13 protein-coding genes and 1 pseudogene are annotated in these 17,209 nt (G+C 68.3%); 4 read left to right on the forward strand and 10 right to left on the reverse strand.

The genetic code is table 11. The features are described 5' to 3' along the window. From ACYQ1Z_RS09895 to ACYQ1Z_RS09905, 3 genes and pseudogenes are all read right to left on the reverse strand, one after another. A pseudogene (locus ACYQ1Z_RS09895) lies at positions 1-486 on the reverse strand (hypothetical protein); the annotation flags it as partial. Further along, the gene (locus tag ACYQ1Z_RS09900) at positions 479-1,057 is read right to left on the reverse strand and encodes an RNA polymerase sigma factor (protein WP_459792344.1); all 579 of its coding nucleotides are present in this window, start codon (positions 1,055-1,057) and stop codon (positions 479-481) included. The gene ACYQ1Z_RS09900 and the pseudogene ACYQ1Z_RS09895, both read right to left, overlap by 8 nt. 175 nt (positions 1,058-1,232) lie before the next feature. After that, a complete protein-coding gene (locus ACYQ1Z_RS09905) occupies positions 1,233-1,901 on the reverse strand; it encodes a protein tyrosine phosphatase (protein ID WP_459792345.1) in 669 nt (222 codons plus the stop codon). A gap of 174 nt (positions 1,902-2,075) precedes the next feature. Between ACYQ1Z_RS09905 and ACYQ1Z_RS09910 the strand changes: the two genes are divergently transcribed. Beyond that, the gene (locus ACYQ1Z_RS09910) at positions 2,076-2,723 is read left to right on the forward strand and encodes a DUF5655 domain-containing protein (protein ID WP_459792346.1); all 648 of its coding nucleotides are present in this window, start codon (positions 2,076-2,078) and stop codon (positions 2,721-2,723) included. 56 nt (positions 2,724-2,779) lie between these two features. Here ACYQ1Z_RS09910 and ACYQ1Z_RS09915 read toward each other — a convergent pair whose 3' ends face one another. Beyond that, entirely contained in the window at positions 2,780-3,631 is an 852-nt protein-coding gene (locus ACYQ1Z_RS09915) for a DMP19 family protein (protein ID WP_459792347.1), read from the reverse strand. Positions 3,632-3,895: 264 nt separating this feature from the next. Between ACYQ1Z_RS09915 and ACYQ1Z_RS09920 the strand changes: the two genes are divergently transcribed. Next, positions 3,896-7,336 (forward strand): DEAD/DEAH box helicase, encoded by a 3,441-nt coding sequence (locus ACYQ1Z_RS09920; RefSeq protein ID WP_459792497.1) that lies wholly within the window; start codon positions 3,896-3,898, stop codon positions 7,334-7,336. A gap of 76 nt (positions 7,337-7,412) precedes the next feature. Here ACYQ1Z_RS09920 and ACYQ1Z_RS09925 read toward each other — a convergent pair whose 3' ends face one another. After that, positions 7,413-9,236, reverse strand: a complete 1,824-nt coding sequence (locus ACYQ1Z_RS09925; protein ID WP_459792348.1) for an HNH endonuclease signature motif containing protein — start codon at positions 9,234-9,236, stop codon at positions 7,413-7,415. A 149-nt stretch (positions 9,237-9,385) separates the two neighbouring features. Here ACYQ1Z_RS09925 and ACYQ1Z_RS09930 point away from each other — a divergent pair, with 149 nt between their 5' ends. After that, the gene (locus tag ACYQ1Z_RS09930; RefSeq protein ID WP_459792349.1) at positions 9,386-10,402 is read left to right on the forward strand and encodes a family 43 glycosylhydrolase; all 1,017 of its coding nucleotides are present in this window, start codon (positions 9,386-9,388) and stop codon (positions 10,400-10,402) included. Positions 10,403-10,546: 144 nt separating this feature from the next. Here ACYQ1Z_RS09930 and ACYQ1Z_RS09935 read toward each other — a convergent pair whose 3' ends face one another. Both ACYQ1Z_RS09935 and ACYQ1Z_RS09940 read right to left on the reverse strand, forming a co-directional pair. After that, a complete protein-coding gene (locus tag ACYQ1Z_RS09935; RefSeq protein WP_459792350.1) occupies positions 10,547-11,836 on the reverse strand; it encodes an ammonium transporter in 1,290 nt (429 codons plus the stop codon). Positions 11,837-12,071: 235 nt separating this feature from the next. Next, entirely contained in the window at positions 12,072-12,689 is a 618-nt protein-coding gene (locus ACYQ1Z_RS09940) for a helix-turn-helix domain-containing protein (RefSeq protein ID WP_459792351.1), read from the reverse strand. 85 nt (positions 12,690-12,774) lie between these two features. Here ACYQ1Z_RS09940 and ACYQ1Z_RS09945 point away from each other — a divergent pair, with 85 nt between their 5' ends. After that, positions 12,775-13,317: a dihydrofolate reductase family protein gene (locus ACYQ1Z_RS09945; RefSeq protein ID WP_459792352.1), complete on the forward strand. Its 543-nt coding sequence runs from the start codon at positions 12,775-12,777 to the stop codon at positions 13,315-13,317. A gap of 24 nt (positions 13,318-13,341) precedes the next feature. Here ACYQ1Z_RS09945 and ACYQ1Z_RS09950 read toward each other — a convergent pair whose 3' ends face one another. From ACYQ1Z_RS09950 to ACYQ1Z_RS09960, 3 genes are read right to left on the reverse strand one after another with little or no spacing between them, the layout of a single operon-like run. Beyond that, the gene (locus tag ACYQ1Z_RS09950; protein WP_459792353.1) at positions 13,342-14,628 is read right to left on the reverse strand and encodes an allantoate amidohydrolase; all 1,287 of its coding nucleotides are present in this window, start codon (positions 14,626-14,628) and stop codon (positions 13,342-13,344) included. An 11-nt stretch (positions 14,629-14,639) separates the two neighbouring features. Continuing rightward, positions 14,640-15,806: an FAD-dependent oxidoreductase gene (locus ACYQ1Z_RS09955; protein WP_459792354.1), complete on the reverse strand. Its 1,167-nt coding sequence runs from the start codon at positions 15,804-15,806 to the stop codon at positions 14,640-14,642. Then, positions 15,806-17,200, reverse strand: coding sequence for an FMN-binding glutamate synthase family protein (locus ACYQ1Z_RS09960; RefSeq protein ID WP_459792355.1), 1,395 nt, complete (start codon positions 17,198-17,200; stop codon positions 15,806-15,808). The genes ACYQ1Z_RS09955 and ACYQ1Z_RS09960 overlap by 1 nt, the downstream gene beginning before the upstream one ends. Positions 17,201-17,209 lie beyond the last annotated feature (9 nt).

Consider the following 17,209-nt stretch of genomic DNA (forward strand, 5'->3'; position numbering starts at 1 on the left):
GGCAGGCCCCGCGGGAGCCGGCGCCGCCGGCTCCTGGCCCGGGCTTGGGGCGGGTGCGCTGCCAGTTCCGGTCACGAAGGAGGTCACGGCCTGGTTGAACTGGCTGAACGAGTCGCGGAAGCCCTGGTCCGAGGCCACGGCGACGGCACCGCCGGCGCCGAGGGAGACGGCAACGGACAGGGCGGTAAGGGCGGCACGGCGCTTGGCACGGCGCCTGGCGGCCAGCTCATCCACGGGTGCGGGACCGTTCCCTGCCGGTGCCGGGTCTTCTGCCGCCAGCGGTATGGCCAGGGGCTGCACTGCGGGGGCTGCCTCCGTTGCGCGCTTCAGCAGCGCCGCGACCTCCGACGACGGGTCCGGCGTCTCCGACCCCAGGGCACGCAGCTGCAGAAGGGCGGGGCGGAGCTGGCCATCGCCGTCCAGATCCGCCTCTTGAAGCAGCTGGTCGATGGCGGCGTCGCTGCGGGGTCCTGCGGTGTCACTCATGATTCGCCTGGTTTCTTGAGAGCGTTTGTGCCTTGAGGTTGTGAAGTGCCCTGCGCTGGAGCTGTTTGACGGCTCCCGCGCTCTTGCCCATGATCGCGGCCACCTGTTCAATGGACAGGTCCGCAACGACCCGGAGGGCCAGGACTTCCTGGTGTTCCTCGCTAAGTCCGTCCAGCATGGCAGCGGCGCCGCCGGTCAGTTCCACGGCGTGGTCCTCCGCTGATGGGGTGGTGCGCGCATCGTGCTGGGGGTCGTACGCGGTAAGCTGCGGCCGCCGCTCCAGCCGCCGGTAGTGGTCCACCATGCGGGCGTGGGCGATGGAGAAGATCAGGGACTTTGCGCCCTGCAGGCCGCCTGTGAGTCCCCCGATTTTGGGGTAGAACGCGAGGAACACATCCTGCGTGACCGCCTCGGGGTCGTCAACGCCGCGGGCCTTGAGGTATCCCTGGACGGGCCCTGCGAAAGACCGGTAGGCAGCACCGAACAGCACAGCGGGATCCGTTCCGGCTGCGTTGTCGAATATGTCGGTTTCTTCGTGGGCCAAAGTGTCCAGCACCGGCGGCTCCTCCATCCCGGAACACGGCTGCAGCCGGCCCGGTTTCCAGCGGGGCTTGCCACGCCCCATGGACTTTTTGTCTGCCCGGCTACCTGCGGGCAGTTCCGGACCGCGGGACCCTCCGTGGCAGGTCCCGCGGTCCGCGGGGACGGCAGCGTCAAAAGCTGCGGTCCACCCTAGCTGACAGTCCCTAGCGGACCGAAACCTCAGGGGCGTCCACTACGTCGCCGCCGGCCGGAGCCGGGACAGCGGGAACGGCCGGGACCGCGGATTCGCCGTCGACGCCCGGAACGGCGGGCACGGCAGGAACAGCGGGAACCTCGGGCCGCTCAACCTCAACGGCCGCGGAACCGGCGGCATCGGCGCCAGCCTCAGCGGCAGCGCCAGCGCCGGCCACCACGTCGGTGCAGAAGCTTTCAACGTTGGCTTCACCGTCAGCGGCGATGACCAGCGAGGAGAAGCCTTCGGAGGAAGCGTCCAGGCCGCCGTTCGAGAAGGCGGTGCACAGGCCGAAGGCAGCTGCGCCTGCGGCGTCAACGGCGGCACCGGCGGCAGCGGAGCCGGAAGCATCGGCGGCAACGCTGTCATCGCTGACCGTGGCGTCGGCGTCGGCCGCGGCTTCGGCATCTGCGGAGGCATCGGCGTCGGCGGTGGACTCTGCTGCGGTCGCGGCACCGGTTGCTGCGTCGCCGGCAAGCTCCGGAGCGGGGGCGCCGAAGAGATCGTGGGCGGTCTGCTGGGCTTCGGCGGGCAGGACACCGGACACGGCTGCGACGCCGGTTCCGCCGACGGCCAGGGTGCCGGCAGCGAGGACCGAGGCGGCGACTTTACTGGTGGCGAGAACGGTGAACAAAGACATCAAGCACTCCAAACCTAGACAACTATCGGGTCGGGTCCGGCAGGCGGACCCATCACCTCCTTCATCGCCGGCGGCAGCGGAAAGGTTACGGTGGCCGGAAAACTTTTTTGCAGACCGGTCCTGGTAGGTGGTTCCGGGCATGTCCCCTCGGGCCACACCGCATAGGATCGGTGCATGCCTGACGCCCTGCCGCCCCAGCCCGCAGCCACTCGTCAGGGACCGCAGCAGCCCGGCGCCCAGGCTCCGGCGCCGCAGGAAGCCGGCACCTGGCAGCAGATGGTGGACAACAATAAGGCCCTGCTGCTGCGGAAGACCGGCAAGGACACCGCATACTGGGCGGAACAGGCGCGGGCCGCGGGCATCACAAGCGACCGGGAGCTCCGGGACTGGATGCGCGACAACTTCGGCGTGACCGGCTACGCCCAGTACGCGGTGTCCTGGGAAATGTTCGGCTACCCGGAGTTCATGCTCCGGGACGCGGACGAACTGATTGACGGCCAGTACGCCAACCACCCGCAGCTGCGGCCCGTCGCCGACGCCCTCCTGGCCTGGGCATCAGCCACCGCCGGCGTCCAGATCCAAATGCGCAAGGGCTACGTATCCCTGCACAGCCCGCGCCGGAAATTCGCCCAGGTCACCCGGACCATCAACACTGCGGTGGACGTGACGCTGCGGCTCGACGCTCCGGCTGAGGGCCGGCTCGAACGCGTGCGGACCCGCGCCGATGATCCTTTTACCCTCCGTGTACGCGTCACCTCGCTGGAACAGGTGGATGACGAGTTGCTGGAAATCCTTGCGCTGGCGCTCGAACAGAACAGCTGACGGGGCATGCCCGGGGCCGCCGGCCGTCCGCGGCGGCGCCGACATGAGCCCGGCTTCTAGGCCTCGACCAGGTCGGCGTCGGCCTCTTCGAACTCCACGGCGGCGACAATCTCAAGCGTTTCCGGGTTGATCATGAACGCCTCGTCGTCCTCCTCGACCATGATGAAGTCTCCGTGGTCGGTGGTGAAGTGCCACGCGAGGGTCATTTCGCCGTCGTGCATGTAGTTGGGATTGCCCATGGTGATCTTGACCAGCTCGTAGCCAGCGATGCTGCACAGCTCACGGATGATGAGCTCGAAGTCCGGCGCATCTTCCAGGGCTTCGGCCTCGGCCTTGGCCCGGCGTTCGGGCAGATCCGGAATCTGTGCGGCCAGGCGTTGGATGTACCCGCCCACCTCCTCGTCATCGAGCACCAGCAGGTCCGCCTGCCCCCGCAGCCAGGCCGCGTTCAGCGCGGTGATGTTCTCCCGCTCCAGCAGCTCCTCGAACTCGCCGTCGAGCTCTTCCATGCGGAGGACGCCGTCGGGGGTCTCTTCCGTGTCGTCCAGGCCGCCGTCGAGGTAGAACTCCTCGTCTTCCTCCGACAGGTCGTCGTAGGCCTCCACGGCCCGGTTGAAGAGATCCAGGTGGGCCGTGGCACCCATGCCCGCCATGCCCTCGCGGACCAGGGCGTCGGTAATGGTGCGGTCCCCCGCCACAAAGGCATACTGGGCAAACCCGCCTTCCAGTGCCTGGGTGAGGTAGAAGTCGACGTAGTAGCTGCGGACGGCCACCGGTGACATTTCCTCTGTCTGCAGGAGGGCGTTGTGCATGGCATCCACCACGGCCACGTTGGCTTCGACGGCCTCCTCATCGCTCGCTTCGATGCTGCTGCTGGTCAGGATGACGGGCTGCTGGCTGCTGATCATGGCAATCCTCACTGCGTATATCGCTGCTGGTGCTTGGGACACCTGTCACGCTACGTGCGCGCCACAGCCCGGCTGTTGAGGAGGAGGTGAACGTCAGGCGAAGTTTTGGCGGGCAGCCGGAACCGGGCCGCCCGCTCTCCTGCAGCAGCGAACCCGGGACCAGCGGACCGGCGGCCAAAGAACCAACGCCCAGGAACTAAGATGGATCAGATAACCAACCACCGGACCCGGCTCCGCCGTGTCCTGCTGAAAGTAGCGCGCACCATGCCACCCCAACCGGACGAGAGTGCGGACCTGGCGATACAAACCCCTGCCATCAACGACCGCTCGCTGGCCGCCGGACTGGCCTACGCCATGGGCAGTCGCGTTTCGGGCATGTCGTTCGACGCCGGGACCGGACTCATGCTGGGCAAGGTCCGGGGCAGCGCGGACGTTCCCTACTCCACCACGGCAAAGCTGGTCCGCAAAGGCGGCGGCTGGAGCTGCACCGTCGGTGTCTGCAGCTGCCCGGTACGCAAGGACTGCAAACACGTTGCCGCGCTGCTCTTCGCGGCCGAGGACAACCCCGCCATCCGTATCCAGCTCCTGTCCCCGGCCACCGCCACCCAGGTGGCCCGCGAGCCGGCCGCCGTCCTCTCCGACTGGGAGCAGGCCCTCAGCCCGCTCATCTCCCAGCCCGGCACCGCACCATCCGGCAACGGCGTCCCGCTGGCCCTCCAGTTCGAGATCGAGGAACCCGCCCCGCACTTTTCCTACACAGGCCGCCGGGACCCTGTCCGCAGCGTCCGGCAGCTTAAGGCACGCCCGGTGATCATGGGCGCCAAAGGCAAATGGATCCGCGGTGACGTCTCCTGGAACACGCTCAGCTACCTGAATTTCCGCAGGGAGTGCAACGAGGCGCACGTGGAATGGATGCAGGAGTTCCTGGCAGCCCACTCGGCCTCCGCCAGCCGGATGCACAACTCGGCCGGGCTGTGGCTGGGCCTGAACAGCTACTCGGGCAGGAACCTCTGGAGCCTCCTGGCCGATGCCCGCAAGATCGGGCTCGCCCTCGTGGACTCGCGCGGCACCGAACCGGTGCGGCTCGCAGAGGCACCTGCCGCCGTCGGGCTTGACCTGGGCAGGTACGGCGCGCCCGACGCTGCTGCCGCTGCGGGCACGGCGGCCGACGGCGGCCTGAAGCTGTCCCCCACCATCACCGTGGAGGGGGCCGGGGTTGATCCGGCCTCCGTGGGCATGATCGGCCGGCCCGCGCACGGCATTTTCTTCACCACCGGGGAAGCGTCACTTCCCGGGGTGCCCGACCCCAACGGCACGATCACCCTGGCCCCGCTGGAAGCCGGCCTGAGTGAGGAGCTGCTGGCGTTCGTCACGGCGGGCAGCACCTTGCACATCCCGGCCAAGGACGAACCCCGCTTCCTCACCGGCTTCTACCCCAAGCTCAAGCAGAAGGCCCGGGTGACTGCGCGGGACGAATCCGTGGAGCTTCCCGCGCTCGCCGTCCCCACCCTCTCCCTGCTGGCGAACTACGGCGCGGACCACCGCGTGCGGCTGCACTGGGAGTGGCACTACAAGAGCGGGAACCTGGTCACCGCCCAGCCGCTGTGGCGCCACCCGGGCGACCACGGCTACCGTGATGACGCGGCCGAAGCGCGGATCCTGGAGGGCGTGGGGCAGCCCTGGGAACTGGTTCCGGCGCTGGGCGAGTCCGCCACCGGCGGCTGGGGCACTCCCCGGCTGGCGGCGTCGGCCGAGCTGAAGGGCCTGGACACCCTTGCCTTCACCGAGGACGTGCTGCCCCGGCTGCGCCAGGCTCCGGACGTCGAGGTGGAGACGGCGGGCGACATCGCCGATTATCGCGAGGCCGAGGAAGCACCCGTGGTCTCCATTTCCACCAAGGCCACGGAGCAGCGGGACTGGTTCGACCTTGGCATCCAGATTTCCCTGGAAGGCCAGCCGGTGTCCTTCGCTGCGGTCTTTTCGGCCCTGGCCGCCGGACAAACCAAAATGCTGCTGCCCAGCGGCGCCTATTTCTCGCTGGACCTGCCGGAACTGCACCAGCTGCGGGCGCTAATCGAAGAGGCCCGGTCGCTGCAGGACAATAAGGACGCGCCCCTGCAGATCAGCCGCTTCCAGGCCGGGCTGTGGGACGAACTGGCGCAGCTTGGCATCGTGGACCAGCAGGCTGCCGCGTGGCGGTCGGCGGTGGGCGGCCTCCTCGAGGGCGGCACCGACGGCCTGCCCCTGCCCGCGTCCCTCAACGCCGAGCTCCGCCCGTACCAGCTGGAGGGCTTCAACTGGCTGACCTTCCTGTACAAGCACAGCCTGGGCGGCGTCCTTGCCGACGATATGGGCCTGGGAAAGACCGTGCAGGCGCTGGCGCTGATGTGTGCGGCGAAGGAACTGGCGGTTGAGGCTGCCGCCGCCGTTGAAGGAACAGGGCCCGACGGCGGTGCTGCCGACGTCGCGCCTTTCCTGGTGGTTGCTCCCACCAGCGTGGTGGGCAACTGGGCGGCCGAAGCGGCCCGTTTCGCACCCGGATTGAAGGTCCACGCTGTGGGGGAAACGTTCGCGAAGAGCGGGCAGGACGTTGGGGAGGTCCTGGACGGCGTGGACGTGGTGATCACGTCCTATGCACTGTTCCGGATCGACTACGACGCCTACGCTTCCCGGTCCTGGTCCGGGCTGGTGCTGGATGAGGCGCAGTTCGTGAAGAACCACCAGTCGAAGGCGTACCAGTGTGCCCGGAAGCTGCCGGCCTCGTTCAAGCTGGCCATCACGGGTACTCCGCTGGAGAACAACCTGATGGAGTTCTGGGCACTGACGTCCATCGTGGCGCCCGGCCTGTTCGCCAGCCCGAAGCGCTTCGCGGAGTACTACCAGAAGCCGGTGGAAAAGAACGGCGACAAAGGGCAGCTGGAGAAGCTCCGCCGCCGGGTCCGGCCGCTGATGATGCGCCGCACCAAGGATCAGGTGATCAAGGACTTGCCGCCGAAGCAGGAGCAGGTCCTCGAGGTGGTGCTGAACCCGAGGCACCAGAAGGTCTACCAGACGCATCTGCAGCGCGAGCGGCAGAAGATCCTTGGCCTGATCGACGACGTGAACAAGAACCGGTTCACCATCTTCCAGTCGCTGACGCTGCTGCGGCAGTTGAGCCTGGACGTTTCGCTGGTTGATCCCGAGCTCTCCGCCATCCGGTCGAGCAAGCTGGACGTGCTGTTCGAGCAGCTTGAGGACCTGGTGGCCGAGGGGCACCGGGCGCTGATCTTCAGCCAGTTCACCGGCTTCCTTGGAAAGGTCCGGGAACGGCTGGACGAGGAAGAAATCGAGTACTGCTACCTCGACGGCGGCACCCGCAACCGTGCCGACGTCGTCAGCGAGTTCAAGAACGGCACGGCCCCGGTGTTCCTGATCTCGCTGAAGGCCGGCGGTTTCGGGCTCAACCTCACCGAGGCCGACTACGTCTTCCTCCTCGACCCCTGGTGGAACCCGGCGTCCGAGGCGCAGGCCGTGGACCGGACGCACCGGATCGGGCAGGCGCGGAACGTGATGGTGTACCGGCTGGTCGCAAAGGACACCATCGAGGAGAAGGTCATGGCGCTGAAGGCCCGGAAGTCGCAGCTCTTCGCGGACGTGATGGAGGGCGACGCCCTGGCGGGTGGCGCCATCACCGCGGAGGACCTGGCCGGGCTGTTCAAGGAGTAGGACGCCCGGCCGGGGGCACATACTCCTCCGTGCCGGATCGCGCGCTTCTTATCCGCCCGGGCCCCTGGGCTGTGGGTCAGGTGAGTGCTGGTTCCGGGTATTCGTAGGGATCTGGGGGCAGGGTGATGGGCATGGTGTAGAGGATGTCCCAGGCTTCGTGGTCGGGTGGGAGATCGTCCTCATCGATGAGGTGGCCGGCCGGCATATCGTCCTCGAATGATGGGTCCTCATCCATGAACGGCTCACCTTCGAACGCCCAGGGTGGGGGTTTGGGGAACGTGAACGGCTCATCCGTGAACAACCAGGGCGGGGGCTCGGGGAATAGGCACGGATCATCGGAAAACGTCCCAGGTGCAGGTGCACCTGCAGGTGCAAGCTGAGCACCATCGAGCGGCGGCGCTGGCTGCTTTGTGTGGGGTAGGAGTCCTGGTGGCCAGTGGGGTGGTTGCCAGTCCTGGTGTTCGCTTTCGTAGTACCGGCCGGCGGGTGAGATCCAGCCGGGCGGTTCATGCAGGGTTGCGGGGGTGGGGTGCCAGCCGGAGGTGTGTTTCATCCGGTGATGTTTCGGGCAGGGCTGTCCCAGGTTCCTGACCCCGGTACTGCCGCCGTGCTGCCAGGCCAGCAGGTGGTCGGCTTCGTTGTCGAGGGAGTTGTTGCTGCAGCCCGGGAACGGGCATTTACCGTCCCGCAACCGCAGCCACCGCCGCAGCGCCTCCGAAACCCGGTAACTGGTCCGGCCGATCTCCAGCGGCGCCCCGTCCCGCGGATCCACCAGCACCCGGTAGAACGACTCCGCCCCCTCAGCCACCAGCTTCCGGGCCATCGACGCCGGGATCGGGCCGTGCCCGTCAAGCACCGCCGGTTCATCCGTGGCCCCCAGCAGCGAGAACACCGGCACCATCACCAGCACCTGCGCCCGCGGCCCCGGCGCCTTCCCCAGCCTCAAATACCCCTCGTCCGGCTCTGCGTTACCGGCGAAAGCCGCCTCGTGGCCACCATCATCCTCGCGGCTGAACCCGGCGCCGAGCAGCAGGTCCACGGCGATATCAGGGCGGAGCTGGGTGAGGGTGCGTGGTTCGTCCGGTCCCTGCATGCCCCGGGCGATCGCCGTGGTCCGGTTCCAGATTGCTGACGCCCGGTCCGCCGGAATATGCAACGACAGCCACGACATCCCGTCCCGGTCCCGGGTGCATTCCATCCGCCGCTCCGTCACCCCCTTGGCGTGCCGGGCCTCGATCGACTCCGGATGCTGCCGCTCCCGCCACGACCGCACCTTCCGCCGCAACCGCGCCGGCGGCAACCCACCCGCCAAACCATCAGGGCCCGCACCCGGAACATCCGGGTTCAGGAAATGCGCTTCCAGGGCTGCTGTCGCGGCAGGGTCCAGGCCTGTGGTTTCGTCCACCAGGACCCTGGCGTTCTGCCACGACACTTCCCCGGCCTGCAGCGCGTCCAGCGCCGCCGGCAACGACCCCGTCAGAGCGTGTGCCTCACCGATCAGGGCACCGGCGGCACGCTCACCAATGGTCAGCACACACGCGACCTCAGCCACCGTAGCCATCTCCCGGCCCTTCACCCACTCCGGGCCGGACCCCGGGTCCTGCATCGCGGCCAAAGCGCTGACGTGGCCGTCCACCAGGCGCACCTTCACCGCGGCGGTGGCAGCCTCAAGACGTGCGATCACCGCCAGCCCGTCCACGCAGGCATCAGCAAAGTCCTGCAACGGATCACCACAGGCCGAACGATCAGCAGAATCAGTGGCGGCGTCGGGGCGGGTGTTACCAGCGACAACACCGGCAAGCTCGTCCACGAAACCAGCCACCGACGCAACAGCAGCCGCAACCGAGGCCATGCCCTCCACGCCCCGGAACTCCCCCGCTGCGACTGCTTCGCTTTCCATGAACCAAGCATGCCAAGAGGGTCCGACAAAACTCCCTGCCGTGGACCAACACAAATCAGATTCGCGACTTTCCAACTCATGGTGTCCGGCCGCGGGCGCGTACACCTATGCTAGAACACGCCACTCCTACAACGTTGGAGAAAAAAGTCGTGCCAGAACTCCGGACAATCACTGAACCCACTGCCGAGCAGCCGGCCCTCCCCCACCTGCGCCCGGACGCCTTCACAATCCCGTACCGCGACCCCGTCTGGGACGGCCCCACCGATCCGGTCCTCGTTGCCGACCACCTTAGGGGCGAATGGGTCCTCTTCTACACCCAGCGCCGGGCCACCGCGCCGGGGCTGGCCGGCGTCGAGTGGGTCCACGGCACGGCCATCGGCGTTGCCCGGTCGTCCGACGGCGGCGCCTCCTGGCGCTACCAGGGAACCGTGGCGGGGCTCGTCCCGCCGGAAACGGAACGCCCGGCAACCCTTTGGGCGCCCGACGTCGTCCGCATCGGCGACCAGTGGATCATGTACCTTACCGTTCTCGGCGGCCGGAGGACGGACTGGACCGGGAAGGCTGCCATCGTGCAGTTTGCGAGCACCGACCTGGAGAACTGGGAATACCTTGGCGAAATTGGCCTGGACTCGCCGCGGGTCATCGACGCCGCGGTCGCGCTATGTGGCGATGGCCGCCACCGGCTCTGGTACAAGGACGAAGCACGGGGCTCCAACACCTGCAGCGCCGTCAGCGACACTCCGGAAGATCCGGCGTCGTGGATCCGCGAGGGCGTGGCCATCCCGGGAAGACCGCATGAAGGTCCGAAGGTGTTCCCGCTCGCAGGCACGTTCTGGATGATCGTGGACGAATGGCGGGGCCAGGCCGTCTACCGCTCGGAGGACGCCACAGGCAACTGGAGGAGGCAGGAACACCTTGGCGGGCTTATCCTGACCCGCCCCGAAGAGATCGACGGGCGTCCCGTCGTCGGACGCCACGCGGATGTGGTGCCGCTGGCCCCCGCCGGCGACGGCACGGAACGGGCGCTGCTGGTGTACTTCACGCATCCGTACTGGGGCGGCGAGGACATCGGCACCATGGAACCGGACCCGCGCACGCACCTGAGCCACGTCAGGGCCGCAGTCCTCGAGGTCCGGGACGGGAACCTGGTCTGCACCGAACATTGAAGCACCCCTGGCCACCGGGGACGCGACAAAGGGCCAAGCCTTGGAACTATAAGCCGGCGGCTGCCGGCACCGGTCCAAGGCCTGGCCCTTTGCCTGACCCATATACCGGGCGCCGCCCCCAGCAGGCGGGCGCCCGGCAGCTTGTCAGCCGCGCTGCGGTGAACCCAGTTCGACCGGGTCCTCGTCCGTCAGGTACGCGAGCTCGGAGTGGGCCGCGAGGTCGATGCCGCGCAGTTCGTCCTCGGGGTTGATGCGCAGGCCGATGGTCTTGTCGAGGATTTTCGCCAGGACCCAGGTGATGCCGAAGGAGTAGGCCAAGACAGTGACCGTGGCGAGGGCCTGGGTGCCGAGCAGTTCGGCGCCGCCTCCGTAGAAGAGCCCGCTGACCCCGTTGGGTGCGGCGTCGGTGGCGAAGAGACCGATCAGCAGGGTACCCAGGATGCCGCCCACGAGGTGGACACCGACGACGTCGAGCGAGTCGTCGAAGCCGAGCCGGAACTTCAGCTCGATGGCCAGGGAGCAGACAGCCCCGGCGATCAGGCCAATGGCCACCGCACCGAGCGGGCTCACCGCGCCACAGGCCGGGGTGATTGCAACAAGCGCCGAAATGAGGCCCGATGCCGCACCCATGCTGGTCGCGGCACCATGGCGCATCCGCTCCACAAAGGCCCAGGCAAGCAGGCCGGCCGACGCGGCCACGGCGGTATTCAGGAAAACCACCGACGCCGACTGGCCGGCGGACAGTGCGGAGCCGGCGTTGAAGCCGAACCAGCCCACCCACAGCAGGCCCGCGCCGACCAGCACCAGCGGGCGGCTGTGCGGCTTAGCGTGCTCCACCTTGGGCCAGCCGGAGCTCTTGCCCAGGACCAGTGCCAGGGCGAGGGCGGCAGCGCCGGCGTTCATGTGGACGGCCGTGCCGCCGGCGAAGTCGATGGCTTTGATGCCGCTGGCGATCCAGCCGCCAACCGTGGACCCGTCCGCCGACGAGAAGGCGAACACCCAGTGCGCGATGGGGAAATAGACGATGGTGGCCCAGATGCCGGCGAAGAGCATCCAGGCGCCGAACTTCATGCGCCCGGCCGCCGCGCCCGCCACCAGTGCTGTGGTGACGCAGGCGAAGAACAGCTGGAACGCCGCAAACAGGATGACCGGGATGGACGCCCCCTCGTCCGCGGCCAGCAACTGCCCCATGCCGGGGAACTCGGTGACGTCACCGATCAGCCCCAGCCCGCCGACGGAATTCCCGAAGGCCATCGAGTAACCGAACAGCGCCCACAGGACGGCCACCAGGCTGGCGCCGCCAAAACACATCATCATCATGTTGAGGATGCGGCGCGACCCCACCATGCCCCCGTAGAACAGGGCCAGGGCGGGAATCATCATGCAGACCAGCGCCGAGCTGGCCAAAATCCAAGCGACATTTCCCGAATCCATTGGGAAACCCCTTTCGTGATGCGAGGAGAGGACGGCAGATCGCCGGTGGAAGCCACTCCGCCAGGAGGGACGCGGAGTCAGTACCGCGTTCAGGGGAGTGCGGCTATTGCCGTCTGGTTCCAACTGTATGGCGGGCATTTTGAGGTGGGTTTCGGGTGTGTTAATTCATCGTTTCAGTCATCCACACCGGTGTTTCAGGCGTCCCGCGCCACCCGGGAGTTACCAGGTTCGGGGGCTACCTGGCCGAAACGGCAAGGAACCTGATGGGAAGGTCCAGCAACTCCAACGGCCCGTGCGGGCCTTCGCCGTCGAGCAGCAGGGAGTCGCCGGCTTCCATCGTGTATTCGTAGGCGCCGTGGCCGTAGACCATCCGGCCGGAGAGCATGTAGATGAACTCGGTTCCGGGGTGCTGGAACAGCGGGAACACGTCGGAGGCGTCGGTGAGCGTCACCAGGGTGGGTTCCAGGGCATCGGTGCGGCCCTTGAGCGTGCCGAGGACGCGGTATTCGTGGCCGTGCTGCGTGCCGCTGCGGACCGTCAGGCTGCCCTGCCCGTTCTTGGTGAAGGTGGCGTCCCGGTCCGTGTCCGCGCCGCGGAACAGGGCGGTGACCGGGACCTTCAGCCCGTCGGCGAGGCGCTGCAGCGTGGTCAGCGAGCAGGAGGTGGTGGCCGTTTCGATCCTGGAGATCATGGCCTTGGACAGGCCCGTCCGGGCGGCAAGTTCAGCGGACGACAAGCCCTGCGTGGTGCGGTAGTGCCGGACCTGGGTGGCGATGACCTGTTCGAGCTTCCCGGAAACGCCGCCGTCGGAATGCGCCTGGGCGCCGGCGTCGTCCGGGGCGTGGTTGGTCATGAAGCCATCTTAGGCGGGCCATGCTGAAGGCATAGCTGCACAGATCCCGCGCGCCTACTCTGGTACCGAAACGAAAGGAAACGCCATGCGCACGGTTACCTACGGGGCGGCGTGCAGCCTGGACGGATTCATCACCGGTCCCGGCGGCAGCCTGGACTGGCTGCACTTCAGCCGCGACGTGGAAGACGTTATGGCCCGTTACTGGTCCACGGTGGATGCCGTCCTGATGGGCAGGAAGACGTGGGAGTTCGCGGCTGGCCAGGGCTTGGGTGGTGAAGGCACGGAAGGAAGCGGCGGCTTGCCCCCGGTTGCCACCTACCTCTTTTCGCGGACGCTCCAAAAGGCGCCGGCCGGCGTCAAACTCGTATCCGTCGACGCTGGCGGATTCGTCAACCGCCTCAAGCGCCGGCCGGGCAAAGGCATCTGCGTGATGGGCGGCAGCGAGCTTGCCAACTCGCTCTTCGAGGCCGGCGCCATCGACGAGGTGAGCCTGAACGTGCACCCCGTCCTGCTGGGCTCCGGCGTGCCCTTTTTCCGGCCACTGAGCCGCCGCGTCCCGCTTGAACTGGCGGAAGCCCGCAGCATCAGCGGCGGCTGCGTGCTGCTGACATACCGGGTGGTCCGGTAGGTCAGGCAGCGCACGACGACGGCACTAGCCGATCACCCGGGCCTCACCAAGCAATCCCGCAAGGGAGTCCGCCAGCGCGAGTGCCCCGGCCTCCGCGTCCCGGTCCTCCACCAGTTCGTCCGGCGAGTGGGAGACGCCGGTGGGGTTCCGGACAAAGATCATGGCGGTGGGCAGATGCGATGCAAGGACCCCGGCGTCGTGGCCGGCCCCGGTGTCCAGCACCGGGGCGTCCGGCAGGAGCCCGCGCAACCTGTCCCGCAGGCCGCCGTCGAAATGCACCGTGGGACTCAGCGACTCCGTTGTGATGTTGGCCGTGCACCCCTCCTCGGCGGCCAGGACCTGGGCGTTCAGCCCGATGGCTTCCACCAACGCCGCCGTGACGGAGTCCTCCGGGTGGCGGACGTCGATCCACAGGTCCACCCGGGAGGCGATCACGTTGGTGCCGCCCGGCACGGGCTGCAGCCGGCCCACCGTGGCGCGCGCATCCCGGTACTTCCGCGCGGTGTCGCGGATGCCCACCACCACTTTGGCCGCCGCGATCATGGGATCCTTGCGGTCCCGCATCAGCGTGGTGCCGGCGTGGTTTCCCTGCCCCGAGATGCTGAGCTTCCAGCGGCCGTGGCCCAGGATGGATGAGCCGATGGCCACGGGCTGGTGGAGGTCGATCAGCCCCCGGCCCTGCTCGACATGCAGTTCCACGAACAGGCCGAGCTGCTGCAGGGTCTTGTAGTCCGCGCCGATGAACCGGGGATCCTGTCCGTTCGCTGCGGCAACATCGGCGAAGGTGTTGCCGTCCGGGTCGCGGAGGTTGCGGGCCTTGTCCGGGTCGAGTCCGCCGGTGAGCAGCCGGGAACCCAGGCAGGCGACGCCGAACCGCGACCCTTCTTCCTCGGGGAACACGGCGATGGCCAGTGGCCGCCGGGGCCGCAGTCCGCGGGCTTTGAGGAGGTCGACGGCGACCAGCGCCGAAGCGACTCCCAGCGGACCGTCGTACTCGCCGCCGCCGGGAACGGAATCCAAGTGGCTTCCGGTCACGACGGCGTCCTTCCGGACCCGGGTTGCCGTATCCCACCAGGCCCAGATGATGCCGTTTGCGTCGGTATGCACATCCAGCCCGCGCCGTTCCGCCTGCTCGGTGAACCAAGTGCGGAGGTCAGTTTCTGCTGTGGAGAACACCGGGCGGGAGTAGCCGCCGCGGGTGCTGTCCCGGCCGACGCCGGAGATGTCCCTCAGGAGGCCTGCGACGGTGGGTGCCGCGGCTGTCCCGGCGGGGACGGCGTGCGGTGCTGGTGCTGTGTGGGAAAGGCTCACGGGAATCCGTTCTATGAGGCGAGGGCGGTGGAGGATGCGCTGCGGAACCGGTCCGGAACCGTCCCCGAACCGGTGGCCAGGTCCGCCGCCCACTGGCCGATCAGCGGCGCGAACTTGGCCCCGTGCCCCGAACAGGGCGAAAGAACTGTGAGGTTGTCAGCCCGGTCGATGACGAAGTCCTCGTTGGGTGTGTTGGTGAACAGGCAGGTGGTTTCTGCGTACGGTTCTGGGTCCAGGCCGGGCAGGTACCGCCGGACGTAGTCCACCACTCTTTCCCGGTTGGCCGGGTCCACCATCCCGGTCTGGTCCGCGGCGGACCGGAGGCGCGGGCCGCCGTTGTATTCGGCCACCTTCTGGCCTGCGAAGCCGGCGTCCCGGCCGCCGGGAAGCCCGTACGCCTGGATGGCCGGGGCTTTGTGGATGAAGGTGGGCCACGTGGCGCCGGAAGACTCGTCGCGGTAGCGGAAGTGGAACGCCTGTTCCTGCCGGACGGTGAATTCCGGCAGCGCGGCGAGGAATCCTGCCGGCAGCGCCAGGGACTGCAGCAGCCCCGGCAGCCAGCCGCCCGCGCTGATGACGACGTTGCCGGCGTCGAGCGTTTCCCCCGTGGCGGAAAAGAGGCGGTAGCCGCCGCGCCCGGAACCCAGCCGCTCCACCCGGTCCAGGCTCCATCCCGTCAGGACTGCCGCGCCGTGCCGGACAGCGAGCGCCACCATGGCGTTGACGGACGTTTCGGCGTCGATCACACCGGCGCCGGGGTGCCAGAGGACGTCGGTGTCGAAGGCGATGTGCGGCCAGCGGGTCCGGGCTTCGGCGGCGGTCAGCAGTTCGTGCTCAATCCCGACGGCGGCCAGCACCTCCGCGAGCCTGGCCGGGTTGCGGTCCGGGCCATAGTCCACGGCACCGTAGGGGGTGATGAGCTCGGTGCCGGATTCTGCGGCGAGCCCGTCCCACAGTTCCTTCGAATCCAGGACTGCCTGTGTGTAGAAGGCCTCGGGGTAGGCGTAGCGGAAGATCCGGGCGGAACCGTGGGAGCTGCCGTCGTGGGCGGCCGGCACGTCGCGTTCCAGCAGGGTGACCTGGTGGCCGCGGGCGGCGAGCTGCCAGGCGGTGGCGGCCCCGGCCAGGCCGGCGCCCACCACCACAAAATCCGACGTGTCGGAAAAGCGACCGGCCATCAGAAGCTTCCCTGGACACCGGGGATCCAGCTGGTGCCGGCCAGCGGCACCCGGGCCATGGCGGAGGCTTCGATGGTCAGCGCCACCAGGTCCTCGGGCTCCAGGTTGTGCAGGTGGGATTTGCCGCAGGCCCGGGCGATGGTCTGGGCTTCCATGGTGAGGACGCGGAGGTAGTTGGCCAGCCGCTTGCCGGCAGCCACCGGGTCCAGCCGTGAAGCAAGCGACGGGTCCTGGGTGGTAATGCCGGCGGGGTCGCGGCCGTCCTGGAAGTCGTCGTAGAACCCGGCGGCGGAGCCCAGTTCCGCGTATTCGGCGGCGTAGCGGGGATCGTTGTCGCCCAGGGCGATGAGCGCCGCGGTGCCGATGGCCACGGCGTCCGCTCCCAGGGCCATGGCCTTGGCCACGTCGGCTCCGGTGCGGATGCCGCCGGAGACGATGAGCTGGACCTTGCGGTGGACTCCGAGTTCCTGCAGCGCCTGCACGGCCTGCGGGATGGCCGCGAGGGTGGGGATGCCAACGTTTTCGATGAACACCTGCTGCGTGGCCGCCGTGCCGCCCTGCATGCCATCGAGCACCACCACGTCGGCGCCGGACTTCACGGCGAGCGCGGTGTCGTAGTAGGGCCGGGAGGCGCCGACCTTGACGTAGATGGGGGTTTTCCAGTCGGTGATTTCGCGGAGTTCGCCGATTTTGATTTCAAGGTCGTCCGGGCCGGTCCAGTCGGGGTGCCGGCTGGCGGAGCGCTGGTCGATGCCCACCGGAAGGGTGCGCATCCCGGCAACGCGTTCGGTGATCTTCTGGCCGAGCAGCATGCCGCCGCCGCCCGGCTTGGCGCCCTGGCCCAAGACGATTTCGATGGCGTCGGCCTTGCGGAGGTCGTCCGGGTTCATGCCGTAGCGGGACGGCAGGTACTGGTAGACGAGGTGCTTGGACTGGCCGCGCTCCTCAGGCGTCATGCCGCCGTCGCCCGTGGTGGTGGAAGTGCCCACCTCGCTGGCACCGCGGCCCAGCGCCTCCTTGGCGTTGGCGGACAGGGCGCCGAAGCTCATGCCGGCGATGGTTACCGGGGTCTGCAGGTGCAGCGGCCGGGAGGCGTGCCGGTCGCCGAGGACGACGTCGGTATCGCACTTTTCGCGGTAGCCCTCCAGCGGGTAGCGGGACATGGAGGCGCCGAGGAAGAGCAGGTCGTCGAAGTGCGGGACCTTGCGCTTGGCGCCCCAGCCGCGGATGTCGTAGACGCCGGTGGCGGCGGCGCGCTGGATGTCGGCGATGGTGGCGCGGTCGAAGGTGGCGGACTCGCGCAGACCGAGTGCAGCGATGTCAGAAGCAGCCAGGTTTTGGGCCGGTGCCGGGGCCAGGCCCTGTACGGGTGCAGGGATGGAGGTGATGGTCACGGGAGCCTC

It is taken from the genome of Arthrobacter sp. AD-310 (genome assembly GCF_054656615.1).

Coding starts and splice junctions, on each gene's coding strand:
- ACYQ1Z_RS09900 (WP_459792344.1), bottom strand. CDS start 1,057: ATGGAGGAGCCGCCGGTGCTGGACACTTTGGCCCACGAAGAAACCGAC.
- ACYQ1Z_RS09905 (WP_459792345.1), bottom strand. CDS start 1,901: ATGTCTTTGTTCACCGTTCTCGCCACCAGTAAAGTCGCCGCCTCGGTC.
- ACYQ1Z_RS09910 (WP_459792346.1), top strand. CDS start 2,076: ATGCCTGACGCCCTGCCGCCCCAGCCCGCAGCCACTCGTCAGGGACCG.
- ACYQ1Z_RS09915 (WP_459792347.1), bottom strand. CDS start 3,631: ATGATCAGCAGCCAGCAGCCCGTCATCCTGACCAGCAGCAGCATCGAA.
- ACYQ1Z_RS09920 (WP_459792497.1), top strand. CDS start 3,896: ATGCCACCCCAACCGGACGAGAGTGCGGACCTGGCGATACAAACCCCT.
- ACYQ1Z_RS09925 (WP_459792348.1), bottom strand. CDS start 9,236: ATGGAAAGCGAAGCAGTCGCAGCGGGGGAGTTCCGGGGCGTGGAGGGC.
- ACYQ1Z_RS09935 (WP_459792350.1), bottom strand. CDS start 11,836: ATGGATTCGGGAAATGTCGCTTGGATTTTGGCCAGCTCGGCGCTGGTC.
- ACYQ1Z_RS09940 (WP_459792351.1), bottom strand. CDS start 12,689: ATGACCAACCACGCCCCGGACGACGCCGGCGCCCAGGCGCATTCCGAC.
- ACYQ1Z_RS09945 (WP_459792352.1), top strand. CDS start 12,775: ATGCGCACGGTTACCTACGGGGCGGCGTGCAGCCTGGACGGATTCATC.
- ACYQ1Z_RS09955 (WP_459792354.1), bottom strand. CDS start 15,806: ATGGCCGGTCGCTTTTCCGACACGTCGGATTTTGTGGTGGTGGGCGCC.